The sequence below is a fragment of the Streptomyces sp. NPDC002130 genome (genome assembly GCF_040296465.1).
GTDB lineage: Bacteria > Actinomycetota > Actinomycetes > Streptomycetales > Streptomycetaceae > Streptomyces.
Window position 1 is genome coordinate 1 of sequence record NZ_JBEOXI010000077.1, and the last position, 18,855, is coordinate 18,855.

Annotated in this window: 18 protein-coding genes; 6 read left to right on the plus strand and 12 right to left on the minus strand. The window is 71.6% G+C overall.

The genetic code is table 11. The features are described 5' to 3' along the window. The 3 genes from ABT116_RS17005 to ABT116_RS17015 form a co-directional block, all read right to left on the minus strand. Positions 1 to 769 (minus strand): carbohydrate ABC transporter permease (locus ABT116_RS17005; protein WP_351633681.1); only part of this gene is annotated, 769 nt, incomplete at its 3' end. Further along, positions 766 to 1,080, minus strand: a complete 315-nt coding sequence (locus tag ABT116_RS17010) for an ABC transporter permease family protein (RefSeq protein WP_351633745.1) — start codon at positions 1,078 to 1,080, stop codon at positions 766 to 768. The genes ABT116_RS17010 and ABT116_RS17005, both read right to left, overlap by 4 nt. Positions 1,081 to 1,605: 525 nt before the next feature. Beyond that, a complete protein-coding gene (locus tag ABT116_RS17015) occupies positions 1,606 to 2,913 on the minus strand; it encodes an ABC transporter substrate-binding protein (RefSeq protein ID WP_351633684.1) in 1,308 nt (435 codons plus the stop codon). A gap of 313 nt (positions 2,914 to 3,226) precedes the next feature. On the opposite strand from ABT116_RS17015, the gene ABT116_RS17020 reads away from it, so the two are divergent. From ABT116_RS17020 to ABT116_RS17040, 5 genes are all read left to right on the plus strand, one after another. Then, positions 3,227 to 4,255, plus strand: a complete 1,029-nt coding sequence (locus ABT116_RS17020; RefSeq protein ID WP_351633748.1) for a LacI family DNA-binding transcriptional regulator — start codon at positions 3,227 to 3,229, stop codon at positions 4,253 to 4,255. Between the two features lie 65 nt (positions 4,256 to 4,320). Next, positions 4,321 to 5,133 carry a class I SAM-dependent methyltransferase gene (locus ABT116_RS17025; RefSeq protein WP_351633687.1) on the plus strand — a complete coding sequence of 271 codons (813 nt, stop codon included), beginning with the start codon at positions 4,321 to 4,323 and terminating at the stop codon, positions 5,131 to 5,133. Positions 5,134 to 5,396: 263 nt separating this feature from the next. Beyond that, positions 5,397 to 6,800, plus strand: coding sequence for a family 43 glycosylhydrolase (locus ABT116_RS17030; protein WP_351633751.1), 1,404 nt, complete (start codon positions 5,397 to 5,399; stop codon positions 6,798 to 6,800). A 61-nt stretch (positions 6,801 to 6,861) separates the two neighbouring features. Next, the gene (locus tag ABT116_RS17035; protein WP_351633689.1) at positions 6,862 to 7,788 is read left to right on the plus strand and encodes a polysaccharide pyruvyl transferase family protein; all 927 of its coding nucleotides are present in this window, start codon (positions 6,862 to 6,864) and stop codon (positions 7,786 to 7,788) included. 103 nt (positions 7,789 to 7,891) lie between these two features. Then, on the plus strand, positions 7,892 to 8,215 hold the full coding sequence (locus tag ABT116_RS17040) for a DUF3040 domain-containing protein (RefSeq protein ID WP_351633692.1): 324 nt from the start codon (positions 7,892 to 7,894) through the stop codon (positions 8,213 to 8,215). A 15-nt stretch (positions 8,216 to 8,230) separates the two neighbouring features. Here ABT116_RS17040 and ABT116_RS17045 read toward each other — a convergent pair whose 3' ends face one another. The 4 genes from ABT116_RS17045 to ABT116_RS17060 all read right to left on the minus strand — a co-directional run bounded on the left by ABT116_RS17045 (position 8,231) and on the right by ABT116_RS17060 (position 11,213). Beyond that, complete coding sequence (locus ABT116_RS17045) at positions 8,231 to 9,208, minus strand: glycosyltransferase family 9 protein (RefSeq protein ID WP_351633695.1); 978 nt, start codon at positions 9,206 to 9,208, stop codon at positions 8,231 to 8,233. A 97-nt stretch (positions 9,209 to 9,305) separates the two neighbouring features. Then, positions 9,306 to 9,488 carry a hypothetical protein gene (locus tag ABT116_RS17050; protein ID WP_351633698.1) on the minus strand — a complete coding sequence of 61 codons (183 nt, stop codon included), beginning with the start codon at positions 9,486 to 9,488 and terminating at the stop codon, positions 9,306 to 9,308. Between the two features lie 127 nt (positions 9,489 to 9,615). Continuing rightward, positions 9,616 to 10,215: a D-glycero-alpha-D-manno-heptose-1,7-bisphosphate 7-phosphatase gene (locus tag ABT116_RS17055; RefSeq protein WP_351633700.1), complete on the minus strand. Its 600-nt coding sequence runs from the start codon at positions 10,213 to 10,215 to the stop codon at positions 9,616 to 9,618. Beyond that, on the minus strand, positions 10,212 to 11,213 hold the full coding sequence (locus tag ABT116_RS17060; RefSeq protein ID WP_351633703.1) for a glycosyltransferase family 2 protein: 1,002 nt from the start codon (positions 11,211 to 11,213) through the stop codon (positions 10,212 to 10,214). Before ABT116_RS17060 ends, ABT116_RS17055 begins: the two co-directional genes overlap by 4 nt. 251 nt (positions 11,214 to 11,464) lie before the next feature. On the opposite strand from ABT116_RS17060, the gene ABT116_RS17065 reads away from it, so the two are divergent. Then, positions 11,465 to 11,905: an SRPBCC family protein gene (locus tag ABT116_RS17065; protein ID WP_351633705.1), complete on the plus strand. Its 441-nt coding sequence runs from the start codon at positions 11,465 to 11,467 to the stop codon at positions 11,903 to 11,905. A gap of 37 nt (positions 11,906 to 11,942) precedes the next feature. Here ABT116_RS17065 and ABT116_RS17070 read toward each other — a convergent pair whose 3' ends face one another. The 5 genes from ABT116_RS17070 to ABT116_RS17090 all read right to left on the minus strand — a co-directional run bounded on the left by ABT116_RS17070 (position 11,943) and on the right by ABT116_RS17090 (position 18,653). After that, positions 11,943 to 13,094 carry an XdhC family protein gene (locus ABT116_RS17070; RefSeq protein WP_351633708.1) on the minus strand — a complete coding sequence of 384 codons (1,152 nt, stop codon included), beginning with the start codon at positions 13,092 to 13,094 and terminating at the stop codon, positions 11,943 to 11,945. Between the two features lie 37 nt (positions 13,095 to 13,131). Continuing rightward, positions 13,132 to 14,589, minus strand: a complete 1,458-nt coding sequence (locus tag ABT116_RS17075) for an NCS2 family permease (protein WP_351633711.1) — start codon at positions 14,587 to 14,589, stop codon at positions 13,132 to 13,134. Positions 14,590 to 14,791: 202 nt separating this feature from the next. Further along, positions 14,792 to 17,179, minus strand: a complete 2,388-nt coding sequence (locus ABT116_RS17080) for a xanthine dehydrogenase family protein molybdopterin-binding subunit (protein ID WP_351633714.1) — start codon at positions 17,177 to 17,179, stop codon at positions 14,792 to 14,794. A gap of 2 nt (positions 17,180 to 17,181) precedes the next feature. Then, positions 17,182 to 17,763, minus strand: a complete 582-nt coding sequence (locus tag ABT116_RS17085) for a (2Fe-2S)-binding protein (RefSeq protein ID WP_351633717.1) — start codon at positions 17,761 to 17,763, stop codon at positions 17,182 to 17,184. Further along, entirely contained in the window at positions 17,763 to 18,653 is an 891-nt protein-coding gene (locus ABT116_RS17090) for an FAD binding domain-containing protein (protein WP_351633719.1), read from the minus strand. The genes ABT116_RS17085 and ABT116_RS17090 overlap by 1 nt, the downstream gene beginning before the upstream one ends. Positions 18,654 to 18,855 lie beyond the last annotated feature (202 nt).

Below are 18,855 nucleotides of genomic sequence, written 5' to 3' on the forward strand. Positions count from 1 at the left end.
CCAGCGGAATGGTCACGACGACGCCCGCGGCCATCTGGCTGCCGAACGGCGTCTGGTAGGTCGTGGCGCCGGAGAACTTGGAGATGGCGACCGTGGCGGTCTGCATGCCGGGCTTGTTGGTCATCGACAGGGCGATGAGGAACTCGTTCCAGGCCGCGATGAACGTGATGATCGCGGTGGTGAAGATGCCCGGCGCCGCCAGCGGCACGATGACCTTGCGGAAGGCCTGGCCGCGAGTGCAGCCGTCCACCATCGCGGCCTGCTCCAGTTCGTCGGGCATCTGCCGGAAGAACGTGGTCAGGTTCCACACCGCGAGCGGCAGCGTGAAGGACATGCTGGGCACGATCATCGCCTGGTAGGTGTTGATCCAGCCGATGTCGGTGAACAGTTTCAGCAGCGGCACGACGATCGACACCACGGGGAACATCGACGTGGCGATGATCAGGGTGAGGATCAGCCGCTTGAAGCGGAACTCCAGCCGGGCCATCGCGTAGGCGGTGAACGTGGCGAGGACGAGCGACAGCGCGGTGGTGACACCGGCGACGATCAGGCTGTTGAGGAGTGCCCGGGTGAATCCCTGGGCCGGGCCGAACACCGAGCGGTAGTTCGCGAAGGACACCGGGGACGGGAGCAGCGAGGTGCTGAAGATGTCGTTCGTGCTGCGCAGGCTGGAGACCAGCATCCAGTAGAACGGGGCCAGGCAGTAGGCCACCACCAGGGCGATGCCCAGATGGGGCAGCCACTGCCGCCACTTGGCGCCGAGGGTCATGCCGTCACCTCCCGTGCGCGGCGGCTCCCGCTCTTCTTCGTGGCGCCGGCGTCCCCGACGAGGTCGGCGCCGAGCAGCCGTACGAAGGCGAGCGCGATGAGGAAGACGTAGAGGAAGAGGAGAACCGCGTAGGCGGAGGCCGGGCCGAAACGGACGTTGGACGCCTCGTTCTGCGCGAGCATCGACAGGGTCTCCACGGAGCCCTTCTGGGCGCCGATGAGGATGTAGGGCAGGTCGAACATGCGCAGCGCGTCGAGGCAGCGGAACAGCACGGCCACCAGCAGGGCGGGCTTCACCAGGGGCAGGGTGATGCGCCGGAACTGCTGGAAGGCGCTCGCCCCGTCGAGCCGGGCCGCCTCGTCGCACCAGGATGCTCGCCCGGACCAGGCCGCGGCCCCGGAACGCCCGGTGCATGATCAGGGCCATGGCCACGCCGATCACCGTCTCCAGCGAGACCGTGACGACGGTGAAGAAGGTGGTGTTCCAGAAGGCGTTCCAGAAGCGGTCGCCGGCCTGGGTGAAGATGTCGGTGTAGTTCTTCAGCCCGACGAACGGCTCTGTGTTGCTGATGAACCCTGTCTCGGGGTCCAGCCCCTTGACCCCGTACAGGGACTCGTCGAGCGCCATGAGTGTCGGGTAGAGGACGACGATCGTGAGGACCAGCAGCGTCGGGGAGACCAGGAGGGCGGCCAGACGGCCCGCGCCGGCGGTGGCCCGGGAGCGGCCTCGTGGGCGGGCGGACGCGGGGGGCCGTCCGGGGCGGCGGGCGGCCGCCGTCCCGGGCCGGTGTGCGGCGGTGCCGGGCGGGATCGCGGTGTCGGCCATGACCCGCGCTCTCACTGAGCCGTCAGCTTCTGCAGGTCCGCCTGCAGGTCCTTCAGCGCCTGTCCGCTGCTCTTCTTGCCGGTGAGGGCGGCGTAGACCTCGTTCTGGACGGCGGCGGTGACGTCGCCGTACTGCACGACGCGGGGGCGGGGCACGGCCTTGGTGATGGACTGCTTGAGGTCGGGCAGGTACGGGAACTGCTTGTCCAGCGCGGCATTGTCGTACAGATCCGCGTAGGGCGAGGCGAGGGAGGCGTTCTTCAGGAAGTAGGTCGAGCTCTCCTCGCTGGTGAAGAACTTCATGAAGTCCAGCGCGGTGGCCTTGTTCTTGGCGAAGGACGACAGGGCCAGGTTGGCGCCGCCGAGGCTGGAGGCGCCGGGGCCGTTCAGGCCGGGCAGGGGGGCGACGGCGAACTTGCCCTTGACGGCGCTCTTCTGGGCGAGGGAGTACACGTAGGGCCAGTTGTTGAGGAAGACCAGCTTGCCGGACTGGAAGGCCTGCCGGCCGTCCTCCTCCTGGTAGGTGATGGCCTCCTTGGGAATGGTCCCGTCCTTGAAGGACTTGACGAGGAAGTCGAGGCCCTTCTTCGCCTGCGGGGTGTCGACGTCCGGCTTGCCGTCGGCGTCGACGATGCGGCCGCCGGCGGAGTTGACGGCCTCGGCGAAGTTCACGGTGAGGCCTTCGTACTTCTGGAACTGTCCGGCGTAGCAGGACATGTTCTTCGCCTCGGGGAGCTTCGTCACCTTGGCGCAGTCGGCGGTCATCTGCGCCCAGGTGGTGGGGGGCTGGGTGATGCCCGCCTTCTTGAGCAGGTCGGTGCGGTAGAACAGCAGGCCGCCGTTGGAGCTGGCGGGGACCGCGTACAGCTTGCCGCGGTACTGGCCGGTCTCCACGACCGGCTTGAGCATCCTGCCGAGCGGGAACCGGTTCGCGGGCAGCGGCTCGATCCACTGGTGGGCGGCGAACTCGGACGTCCACACGACGTCGGTGGCGAGCACCGTGTAGGCGTCGGACTTCGTCTCCGCGTTCTGGATCATCTGCTGGCGCTGCGAGTCGGCGTCCGTGGGCAGCTGGATGAAGGTGACCTTCTCCTTGGGGTGGGCCTTGTTCCAGCGGTCGATGATGGTCTGGACGGTGCCGGTGGTGTCCTTGCCCGCGACGTAGGTGATGGGGCCGCGGCCCTTGAACGTGGCCGTCGCGGCCTGCGCCGACCCGCCCGAGCCGCCGCTGCCGCCGGACGAGCCGCAGGCGGTGAGGAGGAGTCCGGCGGCGGCGAGCGCTGCGGAACACTGAATCGCTCTGGCGGTGCTGGTCTTCACTGTCGCTCCTGGTCTGACGAACCGAAGTCGTGTCTGTTCCCCCGGGATGGCTTTGGTCATGGGGTTGCGTTGCCACGGCATTGCGCTGCTAAAGACAGCAGGTCACAGCGGGTGGGAGGCGGCCCTCCGGGGCGACTTCGAACCTGTCGAGACAACGTTTGCACGCTAGAAGCGCAGTCAGCGGGAAGTCAATGCGGACCAACGTCGTAAGAAGGCAAGAATCCGGTGAGACAGCGCTGCCAGCGAAGGCCGCCGGACGCGGTGTCGGCGTGCTAGCGTTCGGCGCATGCCACCAGGTCAGCGGCACCCCACGATGGCTGACGTCGCGGAGCGGGCCGGGGTCTCCACCTCCACCGTCTCGCGCACCCTGCGCGGCCTGTCCACCGTCTCCCCCGAGGTCCGCGCCCGGGTCGAACAGGCTGCCCGGGAGCTGGACTTCGCGGTCTCTCGCCATGCCGCGAGCCTCGTGACGGGCCGCACCCGCAATGTGGCGGTGCTGGTGCCCACCCTCGGTTCGTGGTTCATGGGCACCGCCCTGTCGGGCCTGGCCCGCGTCCTGCGGGCGGCCGGCATGGAACTGACGGTGTATGTGATCCCCGACATGGCCGAGCGCACCGCGTTCTTCGAGCGTCTCCCGGCCCGGCGCAACGCGGACGCGCTGCTGGTGTTCTCCTTCGACCTCACCGACGAGGAGACGGCCCGGCTGGACGACCTCGCCATGCCGGTCGTCTACGTCAGCCAGCACGTCGAGGGGCGCCCCAGCGTGTACGTCGACGACGTGGCCGGTGCCCTGCACGGCACCCGGCATCTGCTGAACCTCGGCCACCGCCGGGTCGCCTACGTGCGGACGACGGGTGCTTGCGGGTTCTCCTTCAGTTCGCAGGAGCGGCTGGTCGGTTACCGGCAGGCGCTGACCGAGGCCGGTCTGCCCCTCGACGACGACCTGGTGGTCGCCACCCCGGCGGGCGACAAGCGGGGTGCGGCCGAGGCGGTCGGCCGGCTGCTCGGGCTGCGGGAGCCGCCCACCGCGGTCTTCGCCGAGCAGGACGAGGTGGCCGTCGCCGTGATCTGGACGCTGCGTGCGACGCGGATCGAGGTGCCCGGGCAGATGTCGGTCGTCGGCTTCGACGACCAGCCGGTCGCGCAGTGGTTCGATCTGACCACGGTGGCCCAGTCGCCCTCGCGGATCGGCCGGGAGGCCGGTGAACTGGCCCTGTCCCTCATCGACGACCCGGGCGGGGACCGTGAGCGGCACCTCGTGCTGCCGACCCATGTCATCCCCCGGACCACCACCGCCCCGCCTCCCACCCCACGGCCCGAGCCCCAACTACCACCGGACTGACGGAAATCAGGGCGGCCCGCCGCGGGCCCTGCCTAGACTCGGCCCCGAGACGAGGGGGCTGCCGTATGACCACCGGGGCGAACACCGTCGGAGACGTCTTCAGCGCGGGAGCGGAGGAGTTCCACCTCTGGTCCGGGGCGCTGTGGGACCCGGTCGGGGCGGCGACGGCCGCCGTGGCCGCTCCGGCCGCCGGGGAGTCGGTGCTGGACGCATGCTGCGGGGCGGGGGCGTCGGCGCTGCCGGCCGCGCGGGCCGTGGGTCCGGCGGGGCGGGTGGACGCGGTGGATCTCGCGTCCGGGCTGCTGTCGATCGGCGAGCGCCGGGCGCGGGAGGAAGGCCTGGACAACCTCCGCTTCCACTGCCACGACGTCACCTCGTGGCCCCTGACCGGCGACGGCTACGACCTCGTGCAGTGCGCCCTCGGTGTGTTCTTCTTCCCGGACATGGACCGGGACGCCGCGGCACTGACCCGGAAGGTGCGCCCCGGTGGCCGTTTCGTCGTGACGGTCTGGGAGAAGGGCGCGCTCGACGGCTGGCAGTCGGCCCTCCGGGAGGCCGTCCTGACGGAACGCGACCTCCCTCGCCCGCCGCAGCGGGACCAACTCGCCCGCATCGACACCGCGGACACCCTCGCGGCCTGGCTCCACGACCTCGGCGGCAGCGTGCCCCGGGTCGTGCGACGGCAGTTCGACACTCCGCTGTCCCCGGACACGGCCTGGACCCTCGCCACCGGCAGCGGCACGCGCGGGATGCTCACCGGGCTCTCACCGGCCGCCGTGCAGCGGGTGCACGGCGAGTTCACCGCCCGGATCGCCGCGGCCGGGGTCACCGACCTCGACGTGCGCATCCTCACCGGAACGGCCCGCTTCACCGGCTGACCCCGCCGCCCCGGGCCGAGCCGTTCGCCGTCCTCGTGCGTCACGTCGGCGTCCTCGGACGTCACGTCGGCGCCCTCGGGCGTCACGCCTGCGCGAACCGTTGACGACGGTGAGAGCCGCCCTTATCTTCTGATCCACTTCATGGTCGAATTCACGAACTGCGTTCGAAATTCCGGACAGAGGCGGCTCGTTCGCACCCCCGATCACCCGCTGGAGAACCCCCCTTGAGACGCATAGCCGTTCGGCTGCTCCTGGCCGCCCTGATGGTCTTCGCGACCTGCCTGGCGTCAGCGCCCGCCCAGGCCGCCGTGCCCGATTCCCCCGCCGTCACCTACACCAACCCGATCGCGGAGAAGCGGGCCGACCCGCACATCTTCCGACACACCGACGGCTACTACTACTTCACCGCGACCGTCCCCGAGTACGACCGCATCGTGCTGCGCCGGGCGACCACCGTCCAGGGCCTGAAGACGGCACCCGAGACGACCATCTGGACGAAGCACGCCAGCGGCGTCATGGGCGCCCACATCTGGGCGCCGGAGATCCACTTCATCGACGGCAAGTGGTACGTGTACTTCGCGGCGGGCGCCACCAACGACGTGTGGGCGATCCGGATGTACGTCCTGGAGGGCACCGGCACCAACCCGCTCACCGCCACCTGGACCGAGAAGGGTCAGATCAGGACCCAGTGGGAGAGCTTCTCCCTGGACGCCACCACCTTCGTCGTGAACGGCGTGCGCTACCTGGCGTGGGCGCAGCGCGACCCCTCGGTGAACAACAACACCGACATCTACCTCGCGAAGATGGCCAACCCCTGGACGATCACCGGCACTCCGGTGATGCTGTCGCGGCCCACCTACTCCTGGGAGACCGTCGGCTACAAGGTCAACGAGGGCCCGGCCGTCATCCAGCGGAGCGGCAAGGTGTTCATGACGTACTCCGCGAGCGCCACCGACGCCAACTACTGCCTGGGCATGCTCACCGCCTCCGCCGGCGCGAACCTGCTCAGCCAGGCGTCCTGGAGCAAGAGCCCCTCCCCGGTGTTCGCCAGCAGCGCCGCGACCAGCCAGTACGGCCCGGGCCACAACTCCTTCACGGTCTCCGAGGACGGAAAGAGCGACATCCTCGTCTACCACGACCGCAGCTACAAGGACATCAGCGGCGACCCCCTCAACGACCCCAACCGCCGCACCCGCGTGCAGAAGGTCTACTGGAACGCCGACGGCACCCCGAACTTCGGCATCCCCGTGGCCGACGGGGTCACCCCGCAGCGCTTCTCCTCGTACAACTTCCCGGACCGGTTCGTCCGGCATTACGACTACCGGGCCCGGATCGAGGCGAACGTCACCAAGCTCGCCGACTCGCAGTTCCGCGTGGTGCCCGGCCTCGCCGGCAGCGGCACGGTCTCACTGGAGTCGGCCAACTTCCCCGGCTACTACCTGCGGCACGAGAACTCCGAGGTGTGGCTGCGGAAGAACGACGGCAGCGCGCAGTTCGCGTCCGACGCGACCTTCCGGCAGCGTGCCGGACTCGCGGACCCGGCGGGCGTGTCGTACGAGTCGTACAACTACCCGGGGCGATACGTCCGACACTGGGAGTACCTGCTGCACGTGCAGGCGGTGAGCACGGCGACCGACCGGGCGGACGCCACCTTCTACGGCCAGTGACGGCACGGTAAATGCGCGTAATGCCCTGAATGTCTTGCCGAAGGGCGGGCACTCAGGGCACGTGCACACACAACAGGGCAAGCGACCGCGCAGGGTGCTGCTCACCGGGTGGTTCAGCTTCCAGGACCGGGAGGCGACCGCCGGGGACGTGCTGGCCCTGCGCCGGGTGGAGGACGTGCTGCGGGGGACGGGCATCCCCTACGACGTCGCCTGGAGCCCCCGCTTCCGTCCGGAGGCTTTGCATCTGGACCGGCTGTGGCCCGAGGACTACACCCATCTCGTGTTCGTGTGCGGCCCGCTGCACGGACCGCAGGTGGAGGAGCTGCACCGGCGCTTCGCGCACTGCGTGCGGATCGCCGTCGGCACCTCGGTGATCGACCCGGGCAGCTCGGCCGTGACCGGCTTCCACCGGGTGCTGCCCCGGGACGGACCGGACAGCGAGCCGGTCGAGGACCTCGCGGCCCGCGCCCCGGACGTGCCGGCGCGGCCCGTGGTCGGCGTGATCCTCGCGCACGGACAGCACGAGTACGGGCAGTTGCGGCGGCACGGGCAGGTCGCCGAGGAGGTGACGCGCTGGCTGGCGTCCAAGGACTGCGGACGGCTGGAGCTGGAGACCCGGCTGGACACGCACGACTGGCATCTGAGCGCGACGCCCGCGCAGCTGCAGTCCGTGCTGGCCCGGCTGGACCTGGTCGTCACCGACCGGCTGCACGGGCTGGTGATCGCGCTGCGGGTGGGCACGCCGGTGCTGGCCGTCGACCCGGTCGCGGGCGGCGCCAAGCTGACCGCGCAGGCCCGGGCCTGCGGCTGGCCCGCGCTGGTGCCCGCCGAGCAGCTCGATGTGCGGCAGTTGGACCGGTGGTGGGACTGGTGTCTGACCGGCGGCCGGGTGACCGCGCGGCAGATCCGCGACGGGTTCCGCGAGGGCACCGTGCCGGACAGCGCGGACCGGCTCGTCGAGGCACTGGCGCGCCCCGTGCCCGGTTAGCTCAGCGGCACCACGGGGCATCCGCTTGTACGTCCCCCGCTGTACTTCCCCGCCGCACGTCCCCCCGGAGGAGAGACGGTCCGGCCGCCCGGAAGGAGAGAGCGTGTCCATCGGCCGACTTCCCGAGAATGAGCAGCGCATCCTCGATGAGATGGAACGGGCCCTGCGCCGCGACCGTCGCCTCGACCGCAAGCTGCGTACCCATCGAGTGAGCCGCCGCCCCGATCCCGCCCGCGTCCTGGCCCGTCTGGCCGCCTACCGCCCTCGCGTCTGGACCGTCGCGGTCCTGTTCGCGGTGTCGACGGGGCTGATGGTGGCCGGGATCGTCACGTCCGAGCCGGGTGTGATCTGGGCGTTCGCCGCGATATGGCCCCTGACGATGTTCGCCGGGTTCCGGCTGATGTGCCGGTGCTGCGACGACGGCTGAGCATGGCCCTGCCCCCTAGGGCCGCGGGGCGCCGGGCAGTTCGCCGACTGCCCCGAGGACGTCCTCGACGGTGATGCGCAGGAGCGCGGGGTCGGGCCGGCGGGCGTGCGGGTCGCCCTCCGGGCCGTGCCACAGGGCGCGGTGGCGCGGGTCGGGCGGCGGGCCCCAGCGGCTCGGCGCGACCGGGCCGAACAGGGTGACGGAGCGCGTGCCGTGAGCGACCGCGAGGTGGGCGATGCCGGTGTCGCCGCTGATCACGGCGTAGGCGCCGGCGACGAGCGCGGACAGCCGTTCGAACGGGAGGCCGCCGCCGAACACGTCGGTGTCCGGCAGGCCGGCCTCCTTGGCGAGCCGGGCCACCAGGTCGCCCTCGGCGGCACCGCCTGTCACCACGACCCGCAGGCCCCGGGCACGCAGTTCGGCCGCGACGGCCGCGTACCGCCCGACGGGCCAGCAGCGCGCGGGCGACCCGGCGCCGGGGTGCAGGACGACCGCGCCGGGCGCCGGGGACGCGGTCCCCGGACGGGGCAGCAGCAGATCGCCCGGGTCGGCGTCGATGCGGTAGGCGCGCAGGAGCCGGCACCAGCGGTCGCGTTCGTGCTCCTCCGGGTACCAGGGCGGGCCCTCGATGCCGGGCAGGTCCGGGTGGGCGAAGGCGAGGAGTTTCAGCGGGCGCAGGCGCAGGAGCAGCAGGTGGCTGGGCGGGCCGTTGCCGTGCAGGTCGACGGCGAGATCCGGGGGCGGGCCGGTCCAGTCGAGTGTGCGCGGGACGGCCCGGCCGGGGGCGGAGGCGGGCAGCAGCCGGTCCACGGCCCCCGTCGCCTCCGCGACCGGCGCGAGTTCGGCGGGCGCGGCCAGCACCAGTTCGTGCTCGGGGTGGGCCCGCCGCAGGGCGCGCAGCGCGGGGACGCCGACGAGGAGGTCCCCGAGCCCGAGGGCGCGCAGGACGAGGAGGCGGGGGCGTACGGGCTGCGCTGTCCGGTCCGGGGTCATGCCAGCAGCCTGCCCCGCACCCGCCGTGTTCGCCGCCGCAGGCATGCCCATCGGGTGCCGTACGCACCTCCGGGGCCGATCGGCGAGGGCGCCTGACTCACGCGGCACCGCCCGCGAGGATGGCCACCGGCCCTTCCTGCCACAGCCCCGCCCACCGCAGGCCGCGCAGCACCCACAGCGGCCCAGTCGGCAAGAGCTCCGACTCGCGCAGCACCGCCCGCGACACATGCCCACCGGCCCACCGCCACGGACCTGCCCACCGGCGGCGCACCCACAGCACCCGAGACGTCCTTGGTGAGGGAGGCCGCCTCGTGTGCACCGGGCCGTCACAGGTGGCCGACCGGATCGGGGCGTCACAGGTGACCGGGCGGGTCGGGGCGTCACAGGTGACCGACCCATCCGGGCCGTCACAGGTGGCCGGCCGGTCCGGGGCCGGAGGTGAACGCCTCCTGAATGGGGCGTTCGTCGGCGAGGACGCGGCCCTTCGGCGGTCCGTCCAGCACCGCCCGGACGGCGGTGAGCAGGTCCGGGGCGACGTGGTCGGCCCGGGTGGCCTCCTCGGGGCGGGTGCGCCCGTTCGGGACGAGGATGCCGTGGGCGCCCGCCCGGCGTGCGGCCTCGGCGTCCGCGGCGGTGGAGCCGATGACGACGAGCTCGGCGGGCCCGGTGCAGATCCGCCCGCCCGCCCACAGCAGCATGCCGGGCTGTGGCCTGCGGCAGTGGCAGCCGTCGTCGGGGCCGTGCGGGCAGACGGCGAACACGTCGAAGGGCCCGAGGAGTTCGTCGACACGGTGATGGACGCGGCGGACGTCGGCGTCGGTGAGCAGCCCACCCGCGACACCCGGCTGGTCGGTGACGACTCCGGTGCGGATGCCGCGCTCCCGCAGCAGCGCGAGCGCCTCGCGCGCCCCCTCGACGGGGCGTACGCGGTCGGGGTCGGCGTTGTCAGGGACGTCCTCGACGAGCGTGCCGTCGCGGTCGAACAGCACGGCCTTCACCGGGCTCACGGGGTGGCCTCCTCCTGCCAGGCGGGGGTGTGACGGTGGCGCCAGGCACCTGCCAGCCGGTGCCAGGTCGCGGTGGGCGGGATGAGCACGCTGGTCGCCAGCATCGTCGTGACCTCGTGGCGGGTGCGCGGGCCGGGGACGATACGGGCGCGGGCGAACTCCGCCGTGCCGGCCGCCCAGCCGAGCGCGCAGGCCGTGGCGGCCCGGCCGTGCCCGGTGGCGGCGAGGGCGCAGGCGGCGACGCCGGCGGTCGTGATGGCCGCGTGGGTGCGGATCCTGCCGCGCGGCGCGAAGGCCTTGTCCCACCAGTCGGGGCCGTGCAGATGCCGCATCAGGGCGTCGTCGGCGTTGCCGCGCTGCTGGCGTACGGACGCCCAGCGGGAGGCGGAGTGCACGGGGTGGCGGGCGGTGCGGCGGCCCTGCCGGATGCGCCAGCCGGAGTCGAGGACGCGCAGCGCGAGGTCGGCGTCCTCACGGAAGGCGCGCCGGAAGCGTTCGTCGAAGCCGCCGACCTGCTTGAGGGCCTCCGTGCGGTAGGCCATGTCGGCGGTGACCCAGTGGGCCCGGACGAGTCCCGCGGTGCCGCGTTCCCAGTCGGTGGGGCGGCGTTCGCCGGGCAGCGGCACGGCGAGGACGCCCTGGACGCCCGCGGTGTCGGGGGACGCCCCGGCGAGGTCCTCGGCCAGCTGGTCGCACCAGCGGGCCCCCACCTGGACGTCGTCGTCGAGGAACACGGTCCACGGCGTATTCACTGCGCGCAGCCCGGTGTTGCGGGCGGCGGCGGGCCCACGACCGCCGCCGCCCAGCACGGTGGTCCGCTCCCGCAGGTCGCCGAGGACGCTCAACGGGTGCTCCAGCGGCCCGGGTTCGGGGTCGGTCCGGTCGTCGACCAGGACGATCTCCTCGGGGTGGGGCCCCATCGAGGCGGCGAGCGCGGCGAGACAGTCGGCGAGGGTGTCCGGCACGAGGGTGGGGATCACGACGGCGTACGGGGTCATACGGGCGGCCCTCCCTCCGACGGCGTGCGCGGACTGCCGTGCTGGCGAGTGCCGCGGTACGGCCCTTCTCAAACACCGGGTCAGGCCGTCAGGGGACACCTCGGCGACTATAAACCGCACGTATACATCCGATACATAGCCCCGGCATGCCTTCTCTGACCAAGAAGCAGTGCCCCAGCTGCCTACACCGGGGAAGGCGGAGCCGGGCGAGGTGTACCGGTGACGCCCCGCGGGTTCCCTACGATCGTGCCGTGGCGAACTTCCTGCTCGAACGCACGGCCCCGCTCCCCCTCGACGAGGCGTGGCGGCGGATCACACGGTGGCAACGGCACGGTGACACGGTGCCGCTGACGGTGGTCAGGGTCGTACCGCACGAGCCGACACGCGAGGGAACGCTCGTCGTGGCCCGCTCGGGCGTGGGGCCGCTGGTCTTCGACGACCCCATGGAGGTCACCGTGTGGCAGCCGCCCGAGGGCGGGGCAGCGGGGATGTGCCGGCTGGAGAAGCGGGGCCGGGTGGTGCTGGGGTGGGCCGAACTCGAGGTGCGGCCCGGGCCGGGGGGCCGTACGCGGGTGATCTGGCGGGAGGAGATCCGGGTCCGGTTCCTGCCGTCGCTCTTCGACGGCGCGGTGCGGCGCTCCTCCCGGTACGTGTTCGGGCGGGCCCTGAACCATCTGCTCCGACAGCCCTGACGCACCGGCCGCACGCGCGGCCTCCCCGGCCGGGACCTCAGGCCACCGACCCGATCCGTCCGACGGTCCCCGGGTCCGGCTCGTGGTGGATCGGCGTGTGCGCCCCGGTCAGCGAGACCCCGCTGCCGCCACGCCGTCCGGCGACGATCTCCGACGCGATCGACAGAGCCGTCTCCTCGGGCGTACGGGCCCCGAGGTCCAGCCCGATCGGCGAGTGCAGCCGGCTCAACTCCATGTCGCTCACGCCGACTTCCCGCAGCCGGGCGTTGCGGTCCAGGTGGGTGCGCCGGGAGCCCATGGCACCGACGTACGCCACCGGCAGGCGCAGTGCCAGCTTCAGCAGGGGGACGTCGAACTTGGCGTCGTGGGTCAGCACGCACAGGACCGTGCGGGAGTCGACGCCGGTGCGCTCCAGATAGCGGTGGGGCCACTCGACGACGATCTCGTCGGCCTCCGGGAACCGCGTCCGGGTGGCGAAGACGGGGCGCGCGTCGCAAAGGGTGACGTGGTAGCCGAGGAACTTGCCCATCCGGACCAGGGCGGAGGCGAAGTCGATGGCCCCGAACACGATCATGCGGGGTGCGGGGACCGAGGACTCGACCAGGACCGTGAGCGGTGCTCCGCAGCGTGAGCCCTGCTCGCCGATCTCCAGGGTGCCGGTGCGGCCGGCGTCCAGGAAGGCACCGGCCTCGGCGGCGACCGTGCGGTCCAGTTCCGGATGGCCGCCGAAGCCGCCCTCGTGCGAACCGCCGGGGCGGACCACCAGGGCCCGGCCCGTCAGTTCGCGCGGGCCCGACACGATCCGCGCCACCGCCGCCGTCTCCCCTCGGGCGGCGGCGGTGAGCGCGGACGCGACCACCGGGCGGACCGGATCGGCGGCCCGTACCGGGGTGACCAGGATGTCGATGACGCCGCCGCAGGTCAGGCCCACGGCGAAGGCGTCGTCGTCGCTGTACCCGAAGCGCTCCAGGACGGTTTCGCCGTCCCGCAGCGCCTGTTGGCACAGTTCGTAGACCGCGCCCTCCACGCAGCCCCCGGAGACCGAGCCGATCGCCGTGCCCTCGGTGTCCACCGCGAGCGCGGCGCCGGGCTGCCGGGGCGCGCTGCCGCCGACGGCCACCACGGTGGCCACGGCGAAGTCACGGCCCTGCTCGACCCACCGGTTCAACTCCTCGGCGATGTCCAGCATCTGTCTCGGTCTCCTTGAGTTTGCGGGGGGCCGGCCGTCAGTGGACGCCCAGCCAGCTCTCTATCGGGTTGAGGGCGAAGTACGCGAGGAACACCGCCGTGAGGATCCACATGAAGGCGCCGATCTCCCGCCATTTGCCCTGGGCGGTCTTGATGGCGACGTAGGAGATGACGCCCGCGGCGACACCGGTGGTGATGGTGTACGTGAACGGCATCAGCACGACCGTGAGGAACACCGGGACGGCGGTGGCGCGGTCGGCCCAGTCCACGTGCCGGGCGTTCATCAGCATCATGGCGCCGATGACGACGAGGGCGGCGGACGCGACCTCCTGCGGCACGATCGCCGTGAGCGGGGTGAAGAACAGGCAGGCCGCGAAGAACAGGCCCGTGACCACGGAGGCCAGCCCGGTGCGGGCGCCCTCGCCGACGCCGGTCGCCGACTCGATGAACACCGTCTGCCCGGAACCGCCGGACACGCCTCCGATCGCGCCGCCGGCCCCGTCGATGAACAGCGCCTTGGACAGGCCCGGCATGCGGCCCTTGTCGTCGGCGAGCTCGGCTTCCGTGCCGACGCCGATGATGGTGGCCATCGCGTCGAAGAACCCGGCGAGCACCAGCGTGAAGACGATCATGCCGACCGTCATCGCGCCGACCTCGCCCCAGCCGCCGAACTGCACCTCCCCGAAGAGGGAGAAGTCGGGCATGGACACGGCGCTGCCGTGCAGTTCGGGTGCGCCGCCCGCCCACTGCTTGGGATCGATGACGCCGGCCGCGTTCAGGATCGCCGCGACGACCGTGCCGCTGAGGATGCCGATGAGGATGGCGCCCGGGATGTTCCGGGCCTGGAGCATGAAGATCAGCAGCAGGGTCCCGGCGAAGAGCAGCACGGGCCAGCCGGCCAGTTCGCCCGCCGGGCCGAGCGCGAGGGGCGTGGCCTCGCCCTGGTGCACGAAGCCGGACTTGTAGAAGCCGATGAGGGCGATGAACAGGCCGATACCCATGGTGATGCCGTGCTTGAGCGCGAGCGGGATCGCGTTCATGATCATCTCGCGCAAGCCGGTGACGACCAGCAGCATGATGACCACGCCGTACATCACGCACATGCCCATCGCCTGCGGCCAGGTCATCTGGGGTGCGACCTGGGAGGCGAGCACTCCGGAGACGGAGAGGCCGGCGGCGAGCGCCAGGGGCACCTTGCCGACGAAGCCCATCAGCAGGGTGGTGAAGGCCGCCGCGAACGCGGTGGCGGTGATCAGGGCCGGCTGGGCGAGCGTATCCCCGGCCGCGTCCTTGCCGGACAGGATCAGGGGGTTGAGCAGGAGGATGTACGCCATCGCCATGAAGGTCGTGACGCCGCCGCGCACTTCACGGGCGACGCCGGACCCTCTGTGGGATATGTGGAAGTACCGGTCGAGCCAGGACCGTCCGGCCGGGACGCGGGTGCCTTCACCCGCGTCGTCGGCTGTGGTCCTCGGCTCTACTGACTGCTGGGTCATGTGGGCCTACTCCCAAGGTTCAAAGGGGCACCCGCGTCTTGCCTCTGCGATGGCGGGATTTGGGAAGGTGCTGCGGCCGCACGACCCGGGGGACGGCCCGAGGCGAACGATTCGGTCTTACGGGGAACCGCGAGCGGTGCGGTGCCCGGTCCTCCGGGCGGCGCGGAGTGTGTGACGTTCCGTTGCGCCGCCCGGAGAGCTCCTACGCGGTGCCGGTCAGGTGCTCGGGGCGGACCGGCGTCCTGTTCAGCTCCAGACCGGTCGCCGCGCGGATCGCCGCGAGGACCGCCGGAGTCGACGACAGGGTGGGGGCCTCACCGATGCCGCGCAGCCCGTACGGGGCGTGCTCGTCGGCGAGTTCGAGGACGTCGACCGGGATGGTCGGCGTGTCGAGGATGGTCGGGATCAGGTAGTCGGTGAAGGACGGGTTCTTGACCTTCGCCGTCTTCGGGTCGACGACGATCTCCTCCATGACCGCCACGCCCAGGCCCTGTGTGGTGCCGCCCTGGATCTGGCCGAGCACCGACAGCGGGTTGAGCGCCTTGCCGACGTCCTGGGCGCAGGCCAGTTCGATGACCTTGACAAGGCCGAGCTCGGTGTCGACCTCGACGACGGCCCGGTGCGCGGCGAAGGAGTACTGCACGTGCCCGTTGCCCTGGCCGGTGCGCAGGTCGAAGGGCTCGGTCGGCCGGTGCCGCCACTCCGCCTCGACCTCGACGGCCTCGCCCTCCAGGACGTCGACCAGGTCGGAGAGGACCTCGCCGCCGTCGGTGACGACCTTGCCGCCCTCCAGGAGCAGCTCGGCCGTCGCCCAGGCCGGGTGGTAGGAACCGAACTTGCGGCGTCCGATCTGCAGGACCTTCTCGCGGACCAGCTCGCAGGAGTTCTTCACCGCGCCACCGGTGACGTACGTCTGCCGGGAGGCCGACGTCGAACCGGCGCTGCCCACCTGGGTGTCGGCGGGGTGGATGGTCACCTGCGTGACGCCCAGCTCGGTGCGGGCGATCTGCGCGTGCACGGTGACGCCGCCCTGGCCGACCTCCGCCATGGCGGTGTGCACGGTGGCGACCGGCTCGCCGGCGACGACCTCCATGCGCACCTTGGCGGTGGAGTAGTCGTCGAACCCTTCGGAGAAGCCCACGTTCTTGATGCCGACCGCGTAGCCGACCCCGCGCACGACGCCCTCGCCGTGCGTCGTGTTGGACAGGCCGCCCGGCAACTGCCGTACGTCGGCGCCCTCGCTGGACTCCCACTGGCGCTCCGGCGGCATCGGCATCGCCTTGACGCGGCGCAGCAGTTCGGCGACGGGGGCCGGGGAGTCGACGGGCTGCCCGGTCGGCAGGAGCGTGCCCTGCTCCATGGCGTTGAGCCGGCGGAACTCCACCGGGTCCATGCCGAGCTTCGCGGCGAGCCTGTCCATCTGCGCCTCGTAGGCGAAGCACGCCTGCACCGCGCCGAAGCCGCGCATGGCGCCGCAGGGCGGGTTGTTGGTGTAGAGGGCGATGGCCTCGATGTCCACGTCCTCGACCACGTACGGGCCGACGGACAGGGAGGAGGCGTTGCCGACGACGGCCGGGGAGGCGGAGGCGTAGGCGCCGCCGTCCAGGACGATCCGGCACTTCATGTGGGTGAGCTTGCCGTCCTGGGTGGCCCCGTGCTCGTAGTACAGCTTGGCGGGGTGGCGGTGGACGTGCCCGAAGAAGGACTCGAAGCGGTTGTAGACGATCTTGACGGGCTTGCCGGTGCGCAGGGCCAGCAGGCAGGCGTGGATCTGCATCGACAGGTCCTCGCGGCCGCCGAACGCGCCGCCGACGCCGGACAGCGTCATGCGCACCTTGTCCTCGGGCAGGCCGAGCACGGGCGCCATCTGGCGCAGGTCGCTGTGCAGCCACTGGGTGGCGATGTAGAGGTGGACGCCGCCGTCCTCCTCCGGCACGGCGAGGCCGGACTCCGGGCCGAGGAACGCCTGGTCCTGCATGCCGAAGGTGTACTCGCCCGTGACGATCACATCGGCCCGCTCGCGCGTCGCCGCCACGTCACCGCGGACGATCGGCTGTCGGTGCACGATGTTGGGGTGCGGGACGTGGCCCACGTGGTGGTCGTCGCGGTTCTCGTGGACGAGGATCGCGTCCGGGGCGGTGGCGGAGGCCTCGTCGGTGACGACGGGCAGTTCGCGGTAGTCGACCTTGATCTTCGCGGCGGCCCGGCGCGCGGTCTCCGGGTGGTCGGCGGCGACGATGGCGACCGGCTCACCGTGGTGGCGGACCTTGCCGTGGGCGAGGACCGGGGTGTCCTGGATCTCCAGGCCGTAGTTCCTCACGTCGGTCGGCAGGTCGTCGTACGTCATGACGGCGTACACGCCGGGCATGGCCAGGGCCTCGCTCGTGTCGATGGACACGATCTCGGCGTGCGCGACGGTCGAGCGGAGGATCTGCCCCCACAGCATGTCCTCGTGCCACATGTCGGACGAGTACGCGAACTCGCCGGTGACCTTGAGGGTGCCGTCGGGGCGGAGCGTGGACTCGCCGATGCCGCCCTTGGTCTGGGAGCCCTGCGTGATCTTCGTGGGGGTTCCACTGGGAGAAGCCACGATCAGACCGCCTCTGACTGCCGGGCGGCCGCGAGGCGGACCGCGTCCATGATCTTCTCGTAGCCGGTGCAGCGGCACAGGTTGCCCGACAGCGCCTCGCGGATGTCCGCGTCGCTCGGGTTCGGGTTGCGCTCCAGCATCTCGTCGGCGGCGACCAGCAGACCGGGGGTGCAGAAGCCGCACTGGACGGCGCCGGCGTCGATGAACGCCTGCTGGATCGGGGACAGCTCGGTGCCCTCGCCGGTCTGCGAGTCGGTGCCCCGGGCCTGCCACTCCTGGGCGTTCTGCAACGACGTACCGCAGGCGCCGGACGCGCAGCCGCCCTCGGCGCGCTGCTTGGCGAAGTCGGCGAGCCCCTCGACGGTGACGACCTCGCGCCCCTCCACCTGCCCGGCGGCGACCAGGCACGAGCACACCGGCACGCCGTCCAGCCGGACCGTGCACGAGCCGCACTCGCCCTGCTCGCAGGCGTTCTTCGAACCCGGCAGCCCGAGCCGCTCCCTCAGCACGTACAGCAGGGACTCGCCCTCCCACACGTCGTCGGCTTCCTGCTGACGGCCGTTGACCGTGAAGTTGACGCGCATCACGCAGCTCCCTCGATGGTGCGGCGGGCGCCGCGGTAGGACTCCCAGGTCCAGGTCAGCGTGCGGCGGGCCATGACGCCGACCGCGTGGCGGCGGTAGCTCGCGGTGCCCCGGACGTCGTCGATCGGGTTGCAGGCGGCGGAGCACAGGTCCGCGAACTGCTTGGCGACCGACGGGGTGATGATCTGCCCGTTGTCCCAGAAGCCGCCCTCCTCCAGCGCGGCGTTCAGGAACTCCTCGGCGGCCTTGGCCCGGACGGGCGTCGGAGCGGCCGAACCGATGCCGGTCCGCACGGTCCGCGTCCCGGGATGCAGCGCGAGCCCGAAGGCGCACACGGCGATGACCATCGCGTTCCTGGTCCCCACCTTGGAGAACTGCTGCGGCCCGTCGGCCTTCTTGACGTGCACGGCGCGGATGAGCTCGTCGGCCGCCAGCGCGTTGCGCTTCACGCCCGTGTAGAACGCGTCGATCGGGATGCGGCGGGAGCCGCGCACCGACTCGACCTCCACCTCGGCGCCCGCGGCGAGCAGGGCGGGGTGGGCGTCACCGGCCGGGGAGGCGGTGCCGAGGTTGCCGCCGACGCCGCCGCGGTTGCGGATCTGCGGGGAGGCCACCGTGTGTGAGGCGAGGGCGAGACCCGGCAGCTCGGCGCGCAGGTTCTCCATGATCTTCGTGTAGGGCACGGAGGCACCCAGCCGCACGCTCTCCTCGCCGACCTCCCACTCGCAGAGGTCGCCGATGCGGTTCAGGTCCAGGAGGTACTCGGGCCGGCGGTGGTCGAAGTTGATCTCGACCATCACGTCGGTGCCACCCGCAATCGGCACAGCTGTGGGGTGCTCGGCTTTCGCGGCGAGCGCCTCCTCCCAGCTGGCGGGGCGAAGGAAGTCCATGACCGGCTCTCTTCTTCGTCTTCTCGTGGGCGTTCGGTTTGAGCCAATCCGTGTGCGGCGGTCCCGGCTCGTTCATGTGCTGTTCACGTGTAGTGGCCTCAGTACACAGGGGCGTGCTCCGACTGAGTCAGTCACGGAAACCATGAAGGAGTTGGCTGGCCAGGACAGGCATCTTGTAGATTCGTATGAACAGAGGCCCTCA